The sequence below is a fragment of the Klebsiella sp. K5-45 genome (genome assembly GCF_030128605.1).
In the GTDB taxonomy this organism is placed as follows: Bacteria; Pseudomonadota; Gammaproteobacteria; order Enterobacterales; family Enterobacteriaceae; genus Klebsiella; species Klebsiella quasipneumoniae.
This window is the reverse complement of record NZ_JAKUZW010000017.1, coordinates 1-18,288: the sequence shown is the minus strand read 5'-3', so window position 1 is coordinate 18,288 and position 18,288 is coordinate 1. Positions and strand designations below refer to the sequence as shown.

At 56.4% G+C, this 18,288-nt stretch carries 15 protein-coding genes, 3 tRNA genes and 3 pseudogenes; 11 read left to right on the top strand and 10 right to left on the bottom strand.

What is annotated here, in order from left to right; translation table 11 throughout:
- Nucleotides 1-10: 10 nt before the first annotated feature.
- The 3 genes and pseudogenes from MKS11_RS24630 to MKS11_RS24620 all read left to right on the top strand — a co-directional run.
- Nucleotides 11-657 (top strand): annotated as a pseudogene (locus tag MKS11_RS24630) (DUF550 domain-containing protein); the annotation flags it as partial.
- 307 nt (nucleotides 658-964) lie between these two features.
- On the top strand, nucleotides 965-1,192 hold the full coding sequence (locus MKS11_RS24625) for a DUF4224 domain-containing protein (protein WP_004184757.1): 228 nt from the start codon (nucleotides 965-967) through the stop codon (nucleotides 1,190-1,192).
- A 1-nt stretch (nucleotide 1,193) separates the two neighbouring features.
- Complete coding sequence (locus MKS11_RS24620) at nucleotides 1,194-2,186, top strand: tyrosine-type recombinase/integrase (RefSeq protein WP_023317562.1); 993 nt, start codon at nucleotides 1,194-1,196, stop codon at nucleotides 2,184-2,186.
- 112 nt (nucleotides 2,187-2,298) lie between these two features.
- Here the strand turns inward: MKS11_RS24620 and MKS11_RS24615 are convergent.
- Nucleotides 2,299-2,388, bottom strand: a tRNA-Ser gene (locus tag MKS11_RS24615).
- A gap of 90 nt (nucleotides 2,389-2,478) precedes the next feature.
- Between MKS11_RS24615 and mtfA the strand changes: the two genes are divergently transcribed.
- The gene (gene mtfA, locus MKS11_RS24610) at nucleotides 2,479-3,279 is read left to right on the top strand and encodes a DgsA anti-repressor MtfA (RefSeq protein WP_072140495.1); all 801 of its coding nucleotides are present in this window, start codon (nucleotides 2,479-2,481) and stop codon (nucleotides 3,277-3,279) included.
- Nucleotides 3,280-3,379: 100 nt separating this feature from the next.
- A tRNA-Asn gene (locus MKS11_RS24605) sits at nucleotides 3,380-3,455 on the top strand.
- Between the two features lie 89 nt (nucleotides 3,456-3,544).
- On the opposite strand, the gene ldtA is transcribed toward MKS11_RS24605, so the two are convergent.
- The 3 genes from ldtA to nac form a co-directional block, all read right to left on the bottom strand.
- On the bottom strand, nucleotides 3,545-4,486 hold the full coding sequence (ldtA, locus tag MKS11_RS24600) for a L,D-transpeptidase (RefSeq protein ID WP_017900811.1): 942 nt from the start codon (nucleotides 4,484-4,486) through the stop codon (nucleotides 3,545-3,547).
- Between the two features lie 78 nt (nucleotides 4,487-4,564).
- A complete protein-coding gene (cbl, locus tag MKS11_RS24595) occupies nucleotides 4,565-5,515 on the bottom strand; it encodes an HTH-type transcriptional regulator Cbl (RefSeq protein WP_004180456.1) in 951 nt (316 codons plus the stop codon).
- A gap of 106 nt (nucleotides 5,516-5,621) precedes the next feature.
- A complete protein-coding gene (gene nac / locus MKS11_RS24590; protein ID WP_004203498.1) occupies nucleotides 5,622-6,539 on the bottom strand; it encodes a nitrogen assimilation transcriptional regulator NAC in 918 nt (305 codons plus the stop codon).
- A gap of 330 nt (nucleotides 6,540-6,869) precedes the next feature.
- Here nac and MKS11_RS24585 point away from each other — a divergent pair.
- Nucleotides 6,870-6,945, top strand: a tRNA-Asn gene (locus MKS11_RS24585).
- Between the two features lie 93 nt (nucleotides 6,946-7,038).
- Here the strand turns inward: MKS11_RS24585 and MKS11_RS24580 are convergent.
- Nucleotides 7,039-8,673 (bottom strand): Na+/H+ antiporter, encoded by a 1,635-nt coding sequence (locus MKS11_RS24580; protein WP_004203499.1) that lies wholly within the window; start codon nucleotides 8,671-8,673, stop codon nucleotides 7,039-7,041.
- Between the two features lie 139 nt (nucleotides 8,674-8,812).
- A complete protein-coding gene (locus MKS11_RS24575; protein WP_142927948.1) occupies nucleotides 8,813-9,037 on the bottom strand; it encodes a hypothetical protein in 225 nt (74 codons plus the stop codon).
- A gap of 129 nt (nucleotides 9,038-9,166) precedes the next feature.
- Here MKS11_RS24575 and MKS11_RS24570 point away from each other — a divergent pair.
- The 3 genes and pseudogenes from MKS11_RS24570 to MKS11_RS24560 all read left to right on the top strand — a co-directional run bounded on the left by MKS11_RS24570 (nucleotide 9,167) and on the right by MKS11_RS24560 (nucleotide 11,896).
- Nucleotides 9,167-9,992 (top strand): annotated as a pseudogene (locus MKS11_RS24570) (TetR/AcrR family transcriptional regulator).
- Nucleotides 9,931-10,845: an MDR family oxidoreductase gene (locus MKS11_RS24565; RefSeq protein WP_228295693.1), complete on the top strand. Its 915-nt coding sequence runs from the start codon at nucleotides 9,931-9,933 to the stop codon at nucleotides 10,843-10,845. Before MKS11_RS24570 ends, MKS11_RS24565 begins: the two are co-directional and overlap by 62 nt.
- A 118-nt stretch (nucleotides 10,846-10,963) precedes the next feature.
- Nucleotides 10,964-11,896 carry a nucleoside recognition domain-containing protein gene (locus tag MKS11_RS24560; protein ID WP_004203502.1) on the top strand — a complete coding sequence of 311 codons (933 nt, stop codon included), beginning with the start codon at nucleotides 10,964-10,966 and terminating at the stop codon, nucleotides 11,894-11,896.
- On the opposite strand, the gene MKS11_RS24555 is transcribed toward MKS11_RS24560, so the two are convergent.
- Nucleotides 11,807-13,429, bottom strand: coding sequence for a carboxylesterase (locus MKS11_RS24555; RefSeq protein WP_194068945.1), 1,623 nt, complete (start codon nucleotides 13,427-13,429; stop codon nucleotides 11,807-11,809). The two genes, MKS11_RS24560 and MKS11_RS24555, sit on opposite strands and share 90 nt — an antisense overlap.
- A 270-nt stretch (nucleotides 13,430-13,699) precedes the next feature.
- Between MKS11_RS24555 and pmrD the strand changes: the two genes are divergently transcribed.
- Nucleotides 13,700-13,945, top strand: coding sequence for a signal transduction protein PmrD (gene pmrD, locus MKS11_RS24550; protein ID WP_023318654.1), 246 nt, complete (start codon nucleotides 13,700-13,702; stop codon nucleotides 13,943-13,945).
- A gap of 129 nt (nucleotides 13,946-14,074) precedes the next feature.
- Complete coding sequence (locus tag MKS11_RS24545) at nucleotides 14,075-15,529, top strand: AMP nucleosidase (RefSeq protein WP_004203506.1); 1,455 nt, start codon at nucleotides 14,075-14,077, stop codon at nucleotides 15,527-15,529.
- Between the two features lie 325 nt (nucleotides 15,530-15,854).
- Here MKS11_RS24545 and MKS11_RS24540 read toward each other — a convergent pair whose 3' ends face one another.
- From MKS11_RS24540 to MKS11_RS27730, 3 genes and pseudogenes are all read right to left on the bottom strand, one after another.
- A complete protein-coding gene (locus MKS11_RS24540; RefSeq protein WP_227506920.1) occupies nucleotides 15,855-16,715 on the bottom strand; it encodes a 3'-5' exonuclease in 861 nt (286 codons plus the stop codon).
- Between the two features lie 273 nt (nucleotides 16,716-16,988).
- Nucleotides 16,989-18,135 (bottom strand): annotated as a pseudogene (locus MKS11_RS24535) (IS3 family transposase).
- Between the two features lie 61 nt (nucleotides 18,136-18,196).
- Nucleotides 18,197-18,288: IS3 family transposase (locus MKS11_RS27730; RefSeq protein ID WP_323802304.1), on the bottom strand; the 92-nt coding region annotated here is incomplete at its 5' end.

The window sequence follows — 18,288 nt, the reverse complement described above, 5'->3', positions numbered from 1 at the left end:
GCTGGCAAATTATCCGCCAGCGCAACCAGCAAAGGACCGAGAGCAGGTACGCCGCGAGCACGCAGAGTGGTCACAGGCAACATTCGGTAATGTCGGCCCGGTTGGCCCGCTGAAGCACCTCAGCAAAGAAGCACTGGAAGCCGCTGCCGAGCCTGGCGACCTGTCGGAGTGGCTGATATGCAGTTCCTGCTGTGGGACGCCCAGCGCCGTGCAGGTATTACAGATGAGCAGATTACCCAAGCGATGATCGAAAAACTGGCGGTGAACAAACAGCGCTCATGGCCGGAGCCGAAAGACGGTGAACCGCGGTTGCACATCAACGAGCAGCCAGCGCTTACTGGCAACTTTCCCATAATCGGCATTGACCTGGCATCCGGTCCGGATCGCACTGTCGAGGTTAGTTACGTTGCACCTCCCGGTTACGTTATGGTGCCAATGAGGTTAACGGCTGAGAACGGCGCAAAGGGGGCGCTATCAGGTGAGTTTTCAGAAACCAAGTTCGTAAACTGCTCGGAATGCTTTGGTGATGATGAGTGCGAAACCTGCGACGGCAGCGGGAGAATTGAAATCACGGTACCTGTCTCCTGGACAACCATCAAAGAAATCTGGGCTAAAGGTGTTGAGCATTTCGCAGCCGCCCTGCAGGAGGTGAAGTGAAAGCGAACAAGCTGAAGCGTCGCCGCTGGCGGCGCATGCGGGATGCTTTGACCGCATATAAGACTGAAGCAAGTGACTGGAAATCGTTGTACCTCGAACGCACTGCAGAAATCGCATCACTACGGAGTCAACGTTTATTGGTTCCTATGCCGGTAATTGTACCAGCGGAAATTTATAACCAGTTTAAAGGGGTAAGGGAGGACCACCAGCTGTGTAAAAGGTGTAATGACGGACTGCGTGGTGGCTGTTCGTCTTGTTCATATAGTGGCAGATAACCGGTTGCAGCCGGTTCAGTGGAGAACAACTCATGAGCGATCGCTTCCTGACTGATGAAGAACTGACAGAGGCCACGGGTTCGCCCCAAAAGTCACTGCAGAAAGAGGTATTAACCCAGAACGGGATCTTTTTTATTGAACGCCGGGACGGAGCAATCAAAACGACCTGGTTTCATATTAACCATCCCGTACAGCGCATACTTCCACCAGCAGGCCATATGCCTACTCCAGGCATGAACTTTGACGCTGTAGAGAGATAATATGGGCCGTAAAAGAGCGCCTGGTAATGAGTGGATGCCGAAGGGTGTGTTTTTCCGCCCTTCTGGTTACTACTGGAAGCCAGGAGGTACTACCGAGAATCTAGCCCCAGCAAACGCTTCTAAAGCGGAGGTTTGGTTAGCTTACGAGAAAGTCGTTGAAGGTCGAAAAAAACTACTCACCTTTCAACAATTGTGGAAAAAATTTTTAAATAGTGCTGACTATGCAGACCTTGCCCCCAGGACACAAAAAGATTACCTGGCACATGAAAAATACTTGTTAGCGGTTTTCGGCGATGCAGAAGCAAAGGCCATTAAACCTGAACACGTCCGGCGCTACATGGATGCACGTGGTAAAAGAAGCCGTGTTCAGGCTAATCACGAACATAGTTCAATGTCTCGTGTATACCGCTGGGGGTATCAGCGTGGCTATGTACCAGGTAATCCGTGTGTTGGTGTCGATAAGTTTCCTAAACCCCAGCGCGACCGCTACATAACCGATGAAGAGTACATTGCTATCTTCACTCATGCGACTCCTGCAGTTAAAGCCGCGATGGAAATTGCGTATCTATGCGCTGCAAGGGTTTCTGATGTTCTTAAAATGAACTGGAATCAGATTCTTGATAAAGGAATTTTCATACAGCAAGGTAAGACTGGTATTAAACAGATCAAAGCCTGGACTGAGCGTCTCAGTGCGGCTGTTGATATTTGCAGGGAATGGGGACAGGATGGCCCTGTTATCAGGACAATGTATGGTGAGCGTTATTCATATAAGGGATTTAATGAAGCATGGAGAAAAGCGAGAAATGCGGCTTCTGAAGAACTTGGTAGGCCACTTGATTGCACCTTCCATGATCTAAAGGCTAAAGGGATCTCAGACTATGAAGGATCTGGCAGAGACAAGCAAAAATTCAGTGGTCATAAGACAGAGTCACAGGTACTTGTTTACGACAGGAAAGTTAAAATCAGCCCAACTTTGAACAAGAAAATGAGATGATTCTTTGGCGTCGGAGCATGCTTCGGCGCTAGAATTTTTCTCAGTGGATTTTCTCAATTTTTCTCATCGGGAGGCAGGTCACTGAAATGGAATGCTGTAAGTGTTTGAATAGTGGCGGAGAGAGGGGGATTTGAACCCCCGGTAGAGTTGCCCCTACTCCGGTTTTCGAGACCGGTCCGTTCAGCCGCTCCGGCATCTCTCCGCTGTTGTGGTTGCTATAATGCCAGGATCTTTGGCATTTTAATAGCTCCCGTTTCGGTAATCGTGTTCAAGTGACGACTTTGCGAGCAATATGATGTTTAAATGGCCCTGGAAAGCAGATGATGAGTCCGGCAACGCAGAGATGCCCTGGGAGCAAGCGCTTGCCATTCCGGTTTTAGCCCACCTTTCGCCCGCTGAGCAGCATAAGCTGACGCAGATGGCTGGCCGTTTCCTACAGCAAAAACGTCTGGTAGCGCTTCAGGGACTGGAGCTGACTCCGCTGCATCAGGCGCGGATAGCTATGCTCTTTTGCCTGCCGGTACTTGAGCTGGGGATAGAGTGGCTGGACGGTTTTCATGAAGTGCTGATCTACCCTGCCCCGTTTGTCGTGGATGATGAATGGGAGGATGATATTGGCCTGGTCCACAACCAGCGGGTGGTGCAATCGGGGCAAAGCTGGCAGCAGGGTCCCGTGGTGCTGAACTGGCTGGATATTCAGGACTCTTTTGATGCGTCAGGCTTTAACCTTGTGGTGCATGAGGTAGCGCATAAGCTCGATACGCGGAATGGCGATCGGGCCAGCGGGGTGCCGCTGATCCCACTGCGCGAAGTCGCCGGCTGGGAGCACGATCTCCACGCGGCGATGAACAACATTCAGGATGAGATAGATCTGGTGGGGGAAAGCGCAGCCAGCATTGACGCCTATGCCGCCACCGATCCCGCTGAGTGCTTTGCCGTCCTATCGGAATATTTTTTCAGCGCGCCTGAACTGTTCGCGCCCCGCTTCCCGGCCCTGTGGCAGCGTTTTTGCCATTTTTACCGCCAGGATCCGCTGGCGCGCAGACGGGAGAATGGCCTGCAGGACGAAGACGATCGGCGCACTGTTCACTAAAACAACGTGTTGAGCTAAATTTAGCCATTTGAATCAGCAAGTTAATTTTAGTGTTGACACAAAAATGCCGGGCCAGTAGTATGCGCCTCGTTCACACGATTCCTCTGTAGTTCAGTCGGTAGAACGGCGGACTGTTAATCCGTATGTCACTGGTTCGAGTCCAGTCAGAGGAGCCAAATTTAAAAAGCCTGCTTTTAAGCAGGCTTTTTGCTTTTCGGGTCCCGCCGGGCCGCCATCCCGCATCAAGGCTTAACTTTTTCCACCGCTACAAACTTCCCTGCGCCGCTGTGGCGCTGATATTCACCGGCATGCCGGAGCGGCGCAGCAGGGTTTGCTCGGCCTGCGAAGAACTCACTCCCGGCCCCTGAGTAAACTCGCGCAGCGCCGAGGTCATCGGCAACGGGACTTTTCTGTCGGATTCAAACTCCGCGCGGTTGCGCGACAGCGGCTCGTGCACCTCCAGCCAGTGGCTGCCGTCCGGCTCCACGCTGTACTTCACCGGCTGATCGATGAGCTGGACGCGCGTTCCCACCGGGACGTTATCAAACAGGAATTTAATGTCGTCATTACGCAGGCGGATGCATCCCTGGCTGACGCGCAACCCGATACCAAAGTTGGCATTGGTGCCGTGGATGGCGTACAGCCTGCCGATATAGATCGCATACAGCCCCATCGGATTATCGGGCCCGGGGGGCACCATCGCCGGCAGCGTTTTGCCCTCTTTCGCATACTCGCGGCGGGTATTGGCGGTCGGTACCCAGGTGGGTCCCTCCTGCTTGCGCTCTACCGCCGTCACCCAGTTACGCGGCGTTTCGCGTCCCGCCTGACCAATGCCGATTGGCAGGACTTCCACGCTATTGCCCAGCGGCGGGTAATAATAGAGACGCATCTCGGCGACGTTGATGACGATCCCCTCCCGCACGGTGTCAGGCAGGATCAGCTGTTGCGGAATGGTCAGCGTCGATCCGGAGTGCGGCAAATAGACATCGACGCCGGGGTTAGCTTCCAGCATATTGCTCAACCCCTGGCCGTACTGGGCGGCAAAACTTTCCAGTGGTTGAGTGTTATTCTCCGGCACGGCAATGGTAAATGCGCTGCCCACCAGACGGCTCCCCTCCGGCGGCAGCGGATAGCTAACGGCCAGCGCGCTGTGGCTGGCGAGCAGCATCAGCGCCGAACAAAGTAATTTCACACGCCGCATCGTCATTTTCCCTTCCTCAGTCGCGACTCTCATGTGTGAATTATAGCGGTATTTCCTCTCCCCGATCCGCTGGCCAGCATTTCCTTAAATCTGATAGTCGATAGCGGCCTCTTCCGGCTCCATCGCCTGGCGCTTGATCTCATCCAGCGACAGTCCGGCATTGCACAATTCGATAAAACGCCAGACGTAATTACGCTGTAGCTGGCCCCGCTTCAGTCCCAGCCACACGGTATTGGCATCAAACAGATGGCGGGTATCGAGGCGCGTAAAGGTGTCCGCTTCGCGGGCATCCCCGGACTGCTCGGCGACCAGCCCGACGCCCAGCCCCAGCTCGACGTAGGTCTTGATGACATCGGAATCCTGGGCGCTCAGCACAATATCCGGCATCAGCCCTTTGCGGTTGAAGGCCTCATCGATCCGCGAACGGCCGGTGATCCCCTGGCGATAGGTGATTAACGGCCAGCGGGCAATCGCCTCCAGCGTCAGAGGAGACACCTGGGTCAGGGGATGGTCTTTGGGTACCAGCAGGCTGTGATGCCAGCGGAACCAGGGGAAAGCCGCCAGCGTCGGGTCGTTGCTCAGACGCTCGCTGGCGATGCCGATATCCGCCCCGCCGTTATGCAGCAGCGCTTCGATTTCCTGCGGGGTGCCCTGCACCAGCTCGACGCGAACGTCGGAGAACAGCTCGCGGAAAGCTTTAATCACCGGGGGCAGGCTGTAGCGCGCCTGAGTATGGGTGGTGGCGATGGTTAAGACGCCGGAGGCATCGTTAGTGAAGAGATCCGCCAGCCGCCGGACGTTGCTGGCTTCATTGAGGATCCGCTCGGCAATGGATAACAGCGCTTTACCCGGCTCGGTCATGCCTAACAGGCGTTTGCCGCGACGGATAAAGATCTCGATCCCCAGCTCCTCTTCCAGTTCCCGGATATGGCGGCTGACGCCTGACTGCGAGGTATAGAGCATATTCGCGACTTCCGTCAGGTTGTAATCCTGACGGGCCGCCTCACGGATAATTTTCAGTTGCTGGAAGTTCACCCTTTCCTCCGGGCCAATGGACTTAACGTATCTGCTATTGTTAAAGTCTGTTGTCCCGGGTAACAAATAATAAAAACCAGCAACTTATTCCTTAAGAGAATATAGCTTAACTCACCAGCTGCAGTTCGCGGTTCTCCAGCGACGGACGGCTCACCAGAGACAGCAGGATCTCCTTCACCGCCTGCGCCTGCGGCGACAAACCGCCGCGCGCCGACATGTTCAGCGACAGCGACAGGCTCATTGACGGCGTGCTAATCCGCGCCATCCAGCCGTTCGCCGCGCCGCACAGGGAGCGGGCAGCGGATTCCGGCAGGACCGTCGCCCCCATGCCGCTGGCGATGGCCGCGGTCAGGGTGGTAATGGATTCAATCTCGCCGATAATTTTCGCCGACAGCCGACGCAGGGTGAACGCTTCGGTGACCCGCGCCCGTACCGCGCTGTAATCGCGCGGCAGAAACAGGTTCATCTCCGCCACCGCCGTGAGGTCCACGCTCTGCCCCGGGCAATCGCGGGTACCGACCAGGTAGAGATCTTCTTTCAGCAGCGGCTGGCTGACGATGCCGGCCACCGGCGAACGCTCATACAGCACCGCCATATCCAGCTGGCCCGCCAGCAGCTTGTCATTCAGCGCCGTGCCGCTGCTCTCCTGCAGATAGACCATCACCTCGGGCAGTTCATTACGCACCGTCTGCAGCAACGGCATAGTAATGGCAGAGGCCGCCGTGCCCGGCGCCAGGCCGATCGAGACCTGGCCACGCAGCGTCTGACCGACGTTATTGACCGCCAGCTGCGCCTGCTCACACTGGCGCAGGATGGTCCGCGCATGGGTATACAGGATTTTACCGGCTTCCGTTGGCGTGACCCCTCGCTTAGTGCGTATCAGCAGCTGCTGGTCCATTTCACCTTCCAGGGTCGCGACCTGCTGGCTGAGGGCCGGTTGGGCGATGTGCAAGACTTCAGCGGCCTGGGTCAGACTGCCGATATCGACGATTTTCACAAAATATTTCAGTCGTCTTAAGTTCATTTTGCCTCCTGTAAGGAACGCCAGCGTCAACGCTGGAAGTATGATGAAACTGGTTTTGCAATTTGCTTGCCAGCTTTTCATTTCCGCTGCCGCTGCCCGCCACAGGCGGTGTTATAAGGGATAGTGATAGCAATCCGGTTTTTATTTGCCCGGTAAGCAGATTGTGGTATGCCCCATTAGGGGTACATTCGCACTACAACGGTGCAATCTGCTGAAAAAAACAGCGCATGAGCGGAGGTTGCTGAAATTGTCAGCAGTCGAACGCAATTCTTTGAATCAGGCTTTGACAAGGCCGGGTGGCATCGTTAATATGCGCCCCGTTCACACGATTCCTCTGTAGTTCAGTCGGTAGAACGGCGGACTGTTAATCCGTATGTCACTGGTTCGAGTCCAGTCAGAGGAGCCAAATTTAAAAAAGCCTGCTTTCGAGCAGGCTTTTTGCTTTTCCGCGCCAGCTGCGCGGCCGGAGGGCGAAGGCTCCCCTCCAGCAATGGCGCCCCTAGCGCAAACTCTCTTCCTTCAGGTCTATCTCCCGCAGCACCTCATAAAAGGTGATATCGCTAATGTTGTGGGCGCGACGCAGCCGGAACAGCTCCTGACGCTGGGCGATAATGACCTCTCTTTGCATATATTTCTCCAGCCTGGCGCGCTTCGCCAGCTCCAGCCCGACGTCCTGCCCTTCGTCATTGTCGTTATAGTGAAGCCGACGCTGGTAGGTTTCCAGCAGCATATTGCCGGCATCCGCCCGCAGGGCCTGCTCAGTGGGATCCTCCACCGGCTCGTCGAGTAGCGCATTTAGCCGGTTGATGGCCACTTCGGTCATGACGGCGCCAATATCGTCCTTGCCGGTGTCATGGGGTAAATCATCGGCAAGATAGCGGGTCATGAACGGCAGACCGATAGCCGCCACCACCAGCGACATCAGGATCACCGCCATTGAGAGAAAGATCAGCAGTTCGCGGCCCGGGAATGGTGAACCATCCGCCAGCACCGCCGGCAGCGTCAGAATACCGGCGAGCGTCACGGAGCCTTTAACCCCCGCCAGCGCCATGACGGCGAGGATGCTGAATCGCGGACGGACGGTGATGGCCTTGCCCCGGCGTTTACGGCGAAAAATGGTCAGCGTCATCGACAGCCATACCCAGGCGAAACGCATCAGACCGAGCGCGAGAGTGATGGCCACGGCGTACAGCAGCAGATACCAGGGCGAAGGGACTCCGGCCTGGCTGGCTACCGCCGGCAACGTCCTGAGCATGCGGGGCAACTGCTCGCCCAGCATCAGGAAGATCATCCCATTGAGGGTAGTCTGCAGCATGGACCACACCGCGCTGCTTTTCATGCGCGTCGCGGGAAGCCGTGGCCCCGACAGCTGCTCATAGTGCATCGCAATGCCGGCGGCGACGGCGGCAAGAATGCCGGAGACATGGAACGCCTCGGCCAGCAGGTAGGCGGCGAAGGGGATAAGCAGGCTGATCAGGATCTGGATGGCCGGCTCCTCGCGGGTGCGCCGCACCAGAAAGTTATTACATTTGCCGGTGACCCACACCACCACGAGCCCACTGAGGATGCCCCCGAACGCCATCAGGAAAAACTTCATCACCGCCTCTCCCGGTGAGAAGCTGCCGGTCAGCACCGCGGCGATGGCAAAATTAAAAGCGACGAGACCCGAAGCATCGTTTAACAGCGACTCCCCTTCGAGGATATGCGCCATCCGGGAAGGCAGCGGCGAGCTGGCGGTCATTGCCGATACCGCCACCGGATCGGTGGGTGACAGAATCGCCGCCAGGGCGAACCCCGCCGCCACGGTAATCGCCGGAATAAGCCAGTGAATAAACAGGCCAATACCGAGGATAGTCACCATCACCAGGCCTATCGCCAGCGACAGAATCGGCTTCATATCGCGGAAAAACGCGTCTTTCGGGATCCGCCAGCCATCGAGGAAAAGCAGCGGCGGGATAAACAACAGCAAAAAGATGTGCGGATCGAAATCGACCTGAAAACCACCGGCGGCCAGCGCGGCGCCCGCCGCAATCTGGATCAACGGCAGCGGCACTTTAACGGGCAGAAGATGGGAAATGAACACCGTCACCACGATGGCCATGATAAAGACCAGCACAATAGCGATTAGCGACATTCCTCCCCTCCTTTGACGGCAATATTCATTCTGTACATCAGGCTGTTATTCCTTTTTCGCAGGTGTGGTTTCAGCGGCGGGTTATTTATCCAGACGCCGATAATAAAGGACAGGCTTTCCTGTCTGGCGGCGTGTTTATTTAAACTGAGGTGGCAACCGGCGCCCGTTCAGGGGGGACAATGTGTTTTATCATGCCGGCATTGTCAATCCGCCATGGTCTGCAAATCATCGTCAGCCCGGCAATATAATCTCTACCATTCATCCTTATCATTCCGTAGCGGCCAGAGAGATATATGGTCAGCGGAATAGCCTCAGCGGATTGATATTCTCTGTCGTAACGGCCCGATATCCATGCATTAGCCATTATTGATAATCCGCGTTGCCTTTCATAAGCCGAATGCCTCGAAATCCCGCCCTTCGCTGCCATACATTGCTTGCCCCATACCAGGATTGGGGGTACCCTGACAAACAATTAAACCATACGGTCTAAATGATGATTCCCGCTATCTCCGCCAACCTGAAGCCCCGCCGCGGCCGACCGCCAAAGGCCGATCGGCAGTTTGTCGACACCCGCCAGGCGCTGATTCGCTCGGGCCTGGAGGTGCTGACCGAAACGGGCTATCTCGCGGCGGGGATTGATGCGGTAATCAAGAATATCGCCGTGCCAAAGGGGTCGTTTTACCACTGTTTCAAAAGCAAGGAGGCCTTTGGCCTCGCCGTGCTTGCCGCCTATGGCGACTACTTTGCGCATAAATTAGATAAATTCCTGCTGGACGACGCCGTGCCGCCGCTGGAACGGATGGCGGCCTTCGTGCGAGATGCCGGTCAGGGAATGGAGAAATACCAGTTTCGTCGCGGCTGTCTGGTAGGCAACCTGCTGCAGGAAGCTCCGCTGTTGCCCGAGGCATTTACCCAGCGGTTGCAGGCCATCCTGGCGGCATGGGAGGCGCGCGTGGCCCGCTGCCTGCACGAGGCGCAGGCTGCCGGGGCGATCGCCAGCGACACCTCACCGGAGGCGCTGGCCCAGGTGTTCTGGATCGGCTGGGAAGGCGCGGTGATGCGCGCCAGACTGGTCCAGTCCGCCGCTCCCCTTAACCAGTACTGGGATTTCTTTGCGCACAATATGATGACAATAACACCTGCACAGGACGGCGATAGCGCCGATAACTCCCTTCAGACGAGGAATACTCAGTCATGAAAGCATTAGTTCTGGACCAGATTGATAACCGCACCGTGGCCGCCGTCAAAGCGATTGACCTGCCCGCCCTTTCCGAAGGCGACGTGCAGGTCGCCATCGACTGGTCGAGTCTCAACTATAAAGATGCCCTGGCGATCACCGGCAAAGGCAAAATCATCCGCCAGTTCCCGATGGTGCCGGGGATTGATTTTGCCGGCAGGGTAAGTGAAAGCCGCGATCCGCGCTTTGTTCCCGGCCAGGCCGTGATCCTCACCGGCTGGGGCGTGGGCGAAAACCACTGGGGCGGTCTGGCCACCGAGGCCTGTGTCAAAGGCGACTGGCTGGTTGCCCTGCCGGAGGCACTCAGCGCGCGCCAGGCAATGATCATCGGCACCGCCGGCTTTACCGCAATGCTGTGCGTCGATGCCCTCGTCAGTGCGGGCATCACCCCGGAAAGCGGTGATATCCTGGTCACCGGCGCCAGCGGCGGGGTCGGCAGCACCGCCGTGGTACTGCTGAAAGCGCTCGGCTACCGGGTGACAGCCGTATCGGGCCGCGAGTCGACGCACGATTACCTTCGCCAGCTCGGCGCCGACGCCATCCTGCCGCGCAGCGACTTCGCAGAGACCCGCCCGCTGGAGAAACAGCTGTGGGCGGGCGCGGTGGATACCGTTGGCGGCACGATGCTGGCTAAAGTGCTGGCGCAAACGCAATATCGCGGCTGCGTCGCCGCCTGCGGTCTGGCCGGGGGCTTCGATCTGCCGACCACCGTAATGCCGTTTATTCTGCGCAATGTGCGTCTGCAGGGGGTGGATTCGGTCATGGTGCCCACCGCAGAACGCGACGCGGTCTGGCAGCGTCTGGCCCAGCTGCTGCCGGAGGGCTACTACCAGCAGGCAGCCACCGAAATCACGCTGGAGCAGGCGCCAGCGTATGCCGCAGATTTCCTCAGCAACAATATTCATGGCCGCACGCTGGTCAACATCGGCCAGTAATTCTCTCCTCCCGGCGCCCCATGGCGCCGGTCCCCGGGGCGATCCTGACATATCATTTCCTTCCCCACGGGATTATGATGACGCGAACGAATGGCTTTGCGAGTGGTAAAGAACGTAAATGGATGTCATAAGCATCATTATGGCGGCGGGCAAATCGTCCGTTGACGTCGCGCTGTATACGCTGTTGCCGATCATGGTGATCATGCTGATTATCATGAAATATCTGGAGGTCCGCGGCATCCTCGATGTGATTGTGCGCTGGGTTGCGCCATTGCTGAAGCCCTTCGGCTTAACCGGGATGAGCGCCTTCGCCCTGATCCAGATTAACTTTGTCAGCTTCGCCGCCCCGCTGGCCACGCTGTCGATTATGGACAAACGCGGCGTTTCTGACCGGCAAATGGCCGCCACGCTGGCCATGGTCTTCGCCATGGGGCAAGGCAACGTCTTCTATCCCCTCACCCCTTTCGGCCTCCACTGGCTGGCCTCGATCGTTATCTCAGTGGTCGGCGGCCTGTGCGCGGCCGCCGTCGCCTGGCACGTCACCGGACGGCGCTTATCGGTCGCCGAGAATCCTCGCGCGGAAGCGCTGCCCAACGCCGAGCAGAACAGTCAGGGCATTCTGGCGGTGATCAATAGCGCCGGCTCCGACGCCATCCGCCTGGCGCTCGGCGCGGTGCCGATGCTGATCCTGTCGTTAACCATCGTCGGACTGCTGCAGGGCGCTGGCGCCATCGACCTGCTGCAGCAGTTGCTGAAACCGGTGCTCGGCTGGCTGCACATTCCGCAGAACTTTGTGCTGCCGGCGCTGGTGAAGTGCGTCGCCGGAGGCACCGCTTACTTTGGCGTCATTTCCGAGCTGATCCAGCAGGGCAAAGTCACCGTCAGCCAGGTCAACGCCTCGGCAGGCCTGCTGATCCAGACTTTCGATCTGCCCGGAATCGGTATTTTCCTCGGCATCAGCTCACGGTTTGTCCGCCTGTTTCGCTTCGTGGTTCCCGCGGCGATCGTCGGTATTCTGCTGCGCACCGTCCTGCACCTGAGCCTCTTTTAACGCCTGCGCGCTGGCCTGCGCCTTCAGGCAGGCCACCACCGCCGCCTGCTCGCCGCAGGCGATATGCTCATCGATACGCGCCAGCATCCATGGAAAGAAAGGATTAGAGGTGACGCGCATTAACGTCTCCAGCCCCACGCTCAGCGTTCCGGTTTCTCCACGCAGTGAAATGGTGCCCAGGCTAATGCCGTAGCGGTTCTTCTCGTCCGGCTCGCGGCCATACAGCGAGTCGCTCAGGGGAAACGGCACCGCCACATGCGACAGGGAGTACATATCCGCCGGCCAGGCAAGGTGTAGAGGATAACGATGCTCTTCCCGTTCCTGGGCCAGCGTAGTGCGGGCGACGGTCTGCAGCGTGTGCGCCGTCGCGTTGGTCACCACCGTGGTGGTATAGGCCCTCGGCGCCGGCGGCAGCAGCGTATTCACCGCCGCATAGAGCGCGGGACGGAACAGGACACGGAGATCCGCCGCCTGGTTTATGTCGAACACCACCAGCTCACTGCCGTTGTCCGGCAGGTAGCGATACAGGGACTCCACCACCGCCCGGGTGCTGACGGTGGAATCCATCACCGACTGAAAGGTGAGGACTGGCGGCAGCGCTTTCAGCTCCCCCTGACGGGACGCACGAATAATCTGCTGCTGCAGCGCCTGGCTTAACAGCCAGGACTGTCTCGCCGCTTTTACCGGAAAAGAGTTGTACTTGAACGGATTAAATTCAGGCGCCACGTTTAGCCAGGCCGCGCGGGCAAACGCCGGGAAGATGGACGGCAGCCCGGCGAGACCGGCAAAACGGGCAAACGCCGTCACGCCGATCATCGGCGACAGCAGGATAATCTGCTGCGGCTGGCGTAAATGGCTGTCCTCCAGGCTATCGAGGGCATACTTGAGCGCCAGCGCGCCGCCGTTAGAGTAGCCGACCAGATGCAGCGGCACGTCCGCCCCGGCCAGGCGCGTCGCTTCGCGCACCGCCAGACGCGTTGCCGCCAGCCAGGTCTCCCAGTCAACGGCGGTTAACGCCCCCGGCGCGGTGCCATGGCCCGGCAAACGCGGCGCCACCGCCACATAACCCCGCTGCCGCCAGAGTTGCGCCAGATAGCGCACGCTGTAGGGCGAATCGGTCAGGCCATGGAGCAGCACCACGCTGCCGCGCGGTTTGCCCTGCGGCAATAGTACAAAAGAGCGGTTCCAGTCCTGCGTAAACTGTCCCGGCCAGACCCGGCTGTGGCGATAAAAGCGGTTGACTGGGGTTTTATCTTCTTCCGGCAAGGCCTCTGTCACCTCACGCTGAAGATCGGCGAAAATCGTTTTCTCCCGCGCCAGATACTGGGCAAAGGTCGCCTGGTCGATCTCTTTGGCCGTCATCTCGTTGCCATGCCAGGTATGCCAGCGATGCAGCGCGGGGCCGCGCTGGGACTCATAGATCCGTCCGGCGAGAAACACCACCAGCAGCGCCAGCACCGCAACGATCCCTTTTTTTAACAGTGAGCCAATAACGGCGCCTGACGTTCGCCAGTGGCGTAAAAGATGCTTCATGACGCTCTCTCTATTATTTTTCGCATAGCCGAACTCAGCTGCCCTATTCCTGACAGGCTATTTTCACTGTCTGCTTCTCAGCATAGTCATCGGCTCCGGCAAATTAAACCCGGCAGATCATTCATGTTCAGCGAAAAAAAGCCTACCGCTGAGATCAACGTTAGGTCGCCTATTTTTAAACACTGTATAAACCAAGGGGATAATCTTATTGTCAGGCCTTCAGGAAACATGAATTATCGGCAGGGATGTGATCAGGACAGGAAGATATAGATGGAGTGGTGGGTAAAAAAAGTGAGAAAAAATTCAATGACCAGCCCCTGCTGCGTCGTGCTTCAGAGCGGTACATTAGCGATGATTGCTGAAATTGAAGCCTGTCGCCTTGACCTGCAGGAAGGCGATAAACTTACTCCGCTGGCCGATGCGCGTTATTGTCTGAATAATAACCCGACACAGACGTTGAAGATCCTCAAAGCAACCCATTATAGCAGTGAGCGCTGGGCAAACGCCGGCAAATAAATCGGGTCCGACCCCTTTGCCAGAGATGATCTGGGTCTCTTCGCATCTGACAGATAAATTCCCCTTCGCCCTTTTCACGCTGTGACATACTATCGGGAATGTCAGCAGACCTGAAACAAGGAGCGAATCATGAATAACAAGGCCGCCAGTCTGACCCCGGAACAAGCGCTTGCCGAGCTGGAAGCGCGCTATGAAGCCTCGGTCACGGCATTACGCAAAGCCATCGGCGACTATATCGACCATAATACGCTCCCCGATACCGAAGCCCGCGCGGAAGGTCTTTTTGTCTATCCGCAGCTCTCGGTCTCCTGGGACGGCGCCGATCATAAAGCCCTCAAAACGCGCGCCTGGGGACGTTTCACCCATGCAGGGTGCTATACCACCACCATCACCAATCCGAAACTGTTCCGCCACTATTTGCTGGAACAGCTGACCCTGCTGTATCAGGACTATGGCGCGCATATCAGCGTCGAGCTGTCGCAGCATGAGATCCCCTATCCTTACGTGATAGATGGTTCCACCCTGACACTCGACCGCTCGATGAGCGCCGGTCTGACGCGCTATTTCCCTACCACCGAGCTGTCGCAGATTGGCGATGAGACCGCAGACGGCCTGTTCCATCCTACCGAGTTCTATCCGCTGTCGCACTTTGACGCCCGCCGCGTCGATTTTTCGCTGGCGCGTCTGCGGCACTATACCGGCACGCCGGCGGAACACTTCCAGCCCTACGTGCTGTTCACCAACTATACCCGCTACGTGGATGAGTTCGTCAGCTGGGGCTGCAGCCAGATCCTCGATCCCGACAGCCCCTATATCGCTCTCTCCTGCGCCGGCGGGATCTGGATCACCGCCGAAACCGAAGCGCCGGAGCAGGCCATTTCCGATCTGGCGTGGAAGAAGCACCAGATGCCGGCCTGGCATTTGATCACCCACGACGGCAAAGGGATCACGCTGATTAATATTGGCGTCGGCCCGGCCAACGCCAAAACCATCTGCGACCACCTGGCGGTGCTGCGCCCGGATGTCTGGCTGATGATCGGCCACTGCGGCGGCCTGCGCGAAAGCCAGGCCATCGGCGACTATGTGCTGGCCCACGCCTATCTGCGCGACGATCATGTACTGGATGCGGTGCTGCCGCCGGATATCCCCATCCCCAGCATTGCCGAAGTGCAGCGCGCCCTGTACGACGCCACCAAGCAGGTGAGCGGGATGCCGGGCGAGGAGGTGAAGCAGCGGCTGCGTACCGGGACGGTGGTCACCACCGACGACCGTAACTGGGAGCTGCGCTATTCCGCTTCGGCGCTGCGCTTTAATCTCAGCCGGGCGGTGGCTATCGATATGGAGAGCGCGACCATCGCCGCCCAAGGCTATCGCTTTCGCGTCCCCTACGGCACGCTGCTCTGCGTCTCGGACAAACCGCTGCACGGTGAGATCAAGCTCCCCGGTCAGGCCAACCGCTTCTATGAGGGGGCCATCTCTGAGCATCTGCAGATCGGCATCCGGGCCATCGATCTGCTGCGCGCCGAGGGGGATCACATGCACTCGCGTAAGCTACGCACCTTCAACGAACCGCCGTTCCGCTAACCGGTGACGTGGGAATAAAGAGGAAAACGCTGGCGTTCCCCGCTGGGGAGCGTCAGCGCTCGGGTGAGCGAAACAAACGTCCCGGCGGTGACTCCAGATTTTTCGTCCGCAAGGAAACAGGCAGACAGAAAAGCAAAAAGCCTGCTCGAAAGCAGGCTTTTTAAAATTTGGCTCCTCTGACTGGGATCGCCTTTGCCATTAACTGGCTAAAGATTAAGCTAAATTAAAAATCCAGTTTGTCAAGACCACCAAAATGACCACCATTTGGCGAAGGTGTTTAATGTCAGTAATAGGAGGCTTGCTTTGCACTATTGTCAATAAGCAGCTATGGGACTGGCATAATAGTCTCTTTCCCGAACCAACTTTCAAGTGTAGCCATCGCGTCTGGCGACAGGCTCTGAGTAAACAGGATAGCAAGTCGTTTTTTAGGCCTGGAACAGACGACATAGAATAAATTGCGATTACGCTCATATGCTTCTTCTTTTACAGCAGGAATCACTTGTGCACCGGCGAGTTCCAGCATTTCAGAAAAGTTGTATTGATTCCAGCCTCGCCCTATAACGACCAGAACATTTTCAAACTCTGCCCCTTTGACGCCGTGTTTCGTTTCGAATGGTGAGTGACCATCAAGATAATGGCGGAGTGCTTTTACTTCAGAATAAGCAATCTGATGGAGTTTCTCTAATTCCTCCAAAACTCGTGGCATTTCAACACCCGCCATTTTGTCAAAATTACGCAATTCTTGCTCACGTTTTTCAACAGAATCTGGGAGTCTCGGTTTCTTCCAGGTACGTAAGTGTTTGATTACATCACCTACAGTCCCGGTTTCACGTATAGCAAGCAATTGTGTCATGGCATTGTGCCAGCTTGCTTTGTCTGCATGGCTACGCAACAGAGGTGAGATGCCTCCAAGTGCTTCAAACATCATTCCGTATTTATGGGCAGCGAAAGCATCGCATGCTGGTTCCAGCTTATCTACAAAGAAAGCAATATGTTGGTTCTCCTTCTTCGTAAATGATTCGTTGTATCTAAATATTGCCGCTAAATTTGAATAGCCTTGCTGATTTGCTAAAAGCTTATGCGTTAGCATGAGTATTTTTGTGTGGCAGGGTGATAAATCCCAACCTTCACGAGCAAGCATTGTCTTGACACGCTCTAAAGTGGTCAGGCCAACAGATGAAGGCAAATCCCCGCTCCAATGTACACCTTTTCTCCGTTCTCCCTGCCACTCGTTCGTATGAAAGATTCGTACTTCACCTTCAGCATTAAGATCTTCAACGAACTGCTGGAGTGCTGGTCGCAACCGATTGAGAGAATCAACGATTGCTTTAACTGACCTAAAGTTGGCTTCCTTACCAATTTCGGTTAAACAGGGATGATCAAGCTTGCCGCATCCGCCCCCATAGATTTTTTGCCAATGGTCACCGAAAAAGCCAAACAGTGAATCGCCACGGATAATCTAGACACTTCTGAGCCGTTGATAATACTGGTTTTCATATTCTGTCGGTGACATCTGATTGCTCGAACCATGCCGACGCTTACTGTTATAAAACATTTCGATGTAATCGAAAATATCGCTGCGGGCTTCTTCCGTGTTCCGTAGATCTTTTTCTTTATCCGTTCGCGTTTCAGCAACTGGAAAAAGCTTTCTGCAACCGCATTATCGTGACAGTTACCACGACGGCTCATGCTGCCCTCCAGGCCGTGTGATTTCAGGAATGACTGCCACTCATGGCTTGTGTACTGACTGCCCTGATCTGAATGAACCAGCACCTGTTTTAGAGGATTACGTCGCCATATGGCCATCAGAAGCGCATTCAGGACAATGTCCTTTGTCATCCGGGATTGCATTGACCAGCCGATAATTTTGCGTGAGAACAGGTCAACAACCACGGCAAGATACAGCCAGCCTTCGTGGGTCCTGATGTAAGTTATGTCCGTTACCCAACGCTCATCCGGAGCATCCGGATTGAATTGTCGCTGGAGCCTGTTGGGCGATACGATACTGATCTCGCCTTTGTGTGCCCGCGGGCTCCGGTACCCGACCTGAGCCTTTATCCCGGCACGATTCATCAGTCGCCAGACTCTATTCACTCCGCACTGTTGCCCGCTATCCCGCAAGTCCAGATGGATCTTGCGATAACCATAAACGCAACCGGACTCCAGCCAGAACTGTTTGATCTGTCCCGTCAGTCTCAGATCTACCTGGTGGCGCTGAGAATACGGTTGCTTAAACCAGGCGTAAAAGCCACTGGGATGAACATCCAGCACCCTGCAGAGCAGACGAACAGGCCAGCAAAGGGAGTTGTCACGAATAAAGGCGTACCTCAGTCGGACAGCTTTGCGAAGTACGCCGCGGCTTTTTTTAATATGTCCCGTTCGTCAGTAACCCGCTTCAACTCCTTCTGGAGTCGGCGGCTCTCGGCCTGAGCATCTGACTGAACTTTGTTAGTGGATGAGTCCGGACCGTACTTCTTTATCCAGGCGTAAAGGCTGTGGGTGGTGATATCGAGACGTGTTGCAACGCTTGAAACAGAATGACCGCGATCAATAACCTGTTTGACTGCTTCAATTTTAAACTCTTCGGGATAACGTTTACCGCTCATGGGCACCTCTCTTTAAGTCATCTTAATGGACTGACCCCACAACAGTAGACATTTCCTGTCCTCACGACGAGGCCTGTTCAAAGGCCTCCGGACTGACGCCGCCGAGGTGGCTGTGACGCCGGGTCCGGTTGTAGAACACTTCAATGTAATCGA

What these genes read in the sequence shown, in the direction of transcription:
- MKS11_RS24625 (WP_004184757.1), top strand. Translation starts at nt 965, where the DNA reads ATGAGCGATCGCTTCCTGACTGATGAAGAACTGACAGAGGCCACGGGT.
- MKS11_RS24620 (WP_023317562.1), top strand. Translation starts at nt 1,194, where the DNA reads ATGGGCCGTAAAAGAGCGCCTGGTAATGAGTGGATGCCGAAGGGTGTG.
- mtfA (WP_072140495.1), top strand. Translation starts at nt 2,479, where the DNA reads ATGATGTTTAAATGGCCCTGGAAAGCAGATGATGAGTCCGGCAACGCA.
- ldtA (WP_017900811.1), bottom strand. Translation starts at nt 4,486, where the DNA reads ATGACGATGCGGCGTGTGAAATTACTTTGTTCGGCGCTGATGCTGCTC.
- nac (WP_004203498.1), bottom strand. Translation starts at nt 6,539, where the DNA reads ATGAACTTAAGACGACTGAAATATTTTGTGAAAATCGTCGATATCGGC.
- MKS11_RS24580 (WP_004203499.1), bottom strand. Translation starts at nt 8,673, where the DNA reads ATGTCGCTAATCGCTATTGTGCTGGTCTTTATCATGGCCATCGTGGTG.
- MKS11_RS24575 (WP_142927948.1), bottom strand. Translation starts at nt 9,037, where the DNA reads ATGGCTAATGCATGGATATCGGGCCGTTACGACAGAGAATATCAATCC.
- MKS11_RS24560 (WP_004203502.1), top strand. Translation starts at nt 10,964, where the DNA reads ATGGATGTCATAAGCATCATTATGGCGGCGGGCAAATCGTCCGTTGAC.
- MKS11_RS24555 (WP_194068945.1), bottom strand. Translation starts at nt 13,429, where the DNA reads ATGAAGCATCTTTTACGCCACTGGCGAACGTCAGGCGCCGTTATTGGC.
- pmrD (WP_023318654.1), top strand. Translation starts at nt 13,700, where the DNA reads ATGGAGTGGTGGGTAAAAAAAGTGAGAAAAAATTCAATGACCAGCCCC.
- MKS11_RS24545 (WP_004203506.1), top strand. Translation starts at nt 14,075, where the DNA reads ATGAATAACAAGGCCGCCAGTCTGACCCCGGAACAAGCGCTTGCCGAG.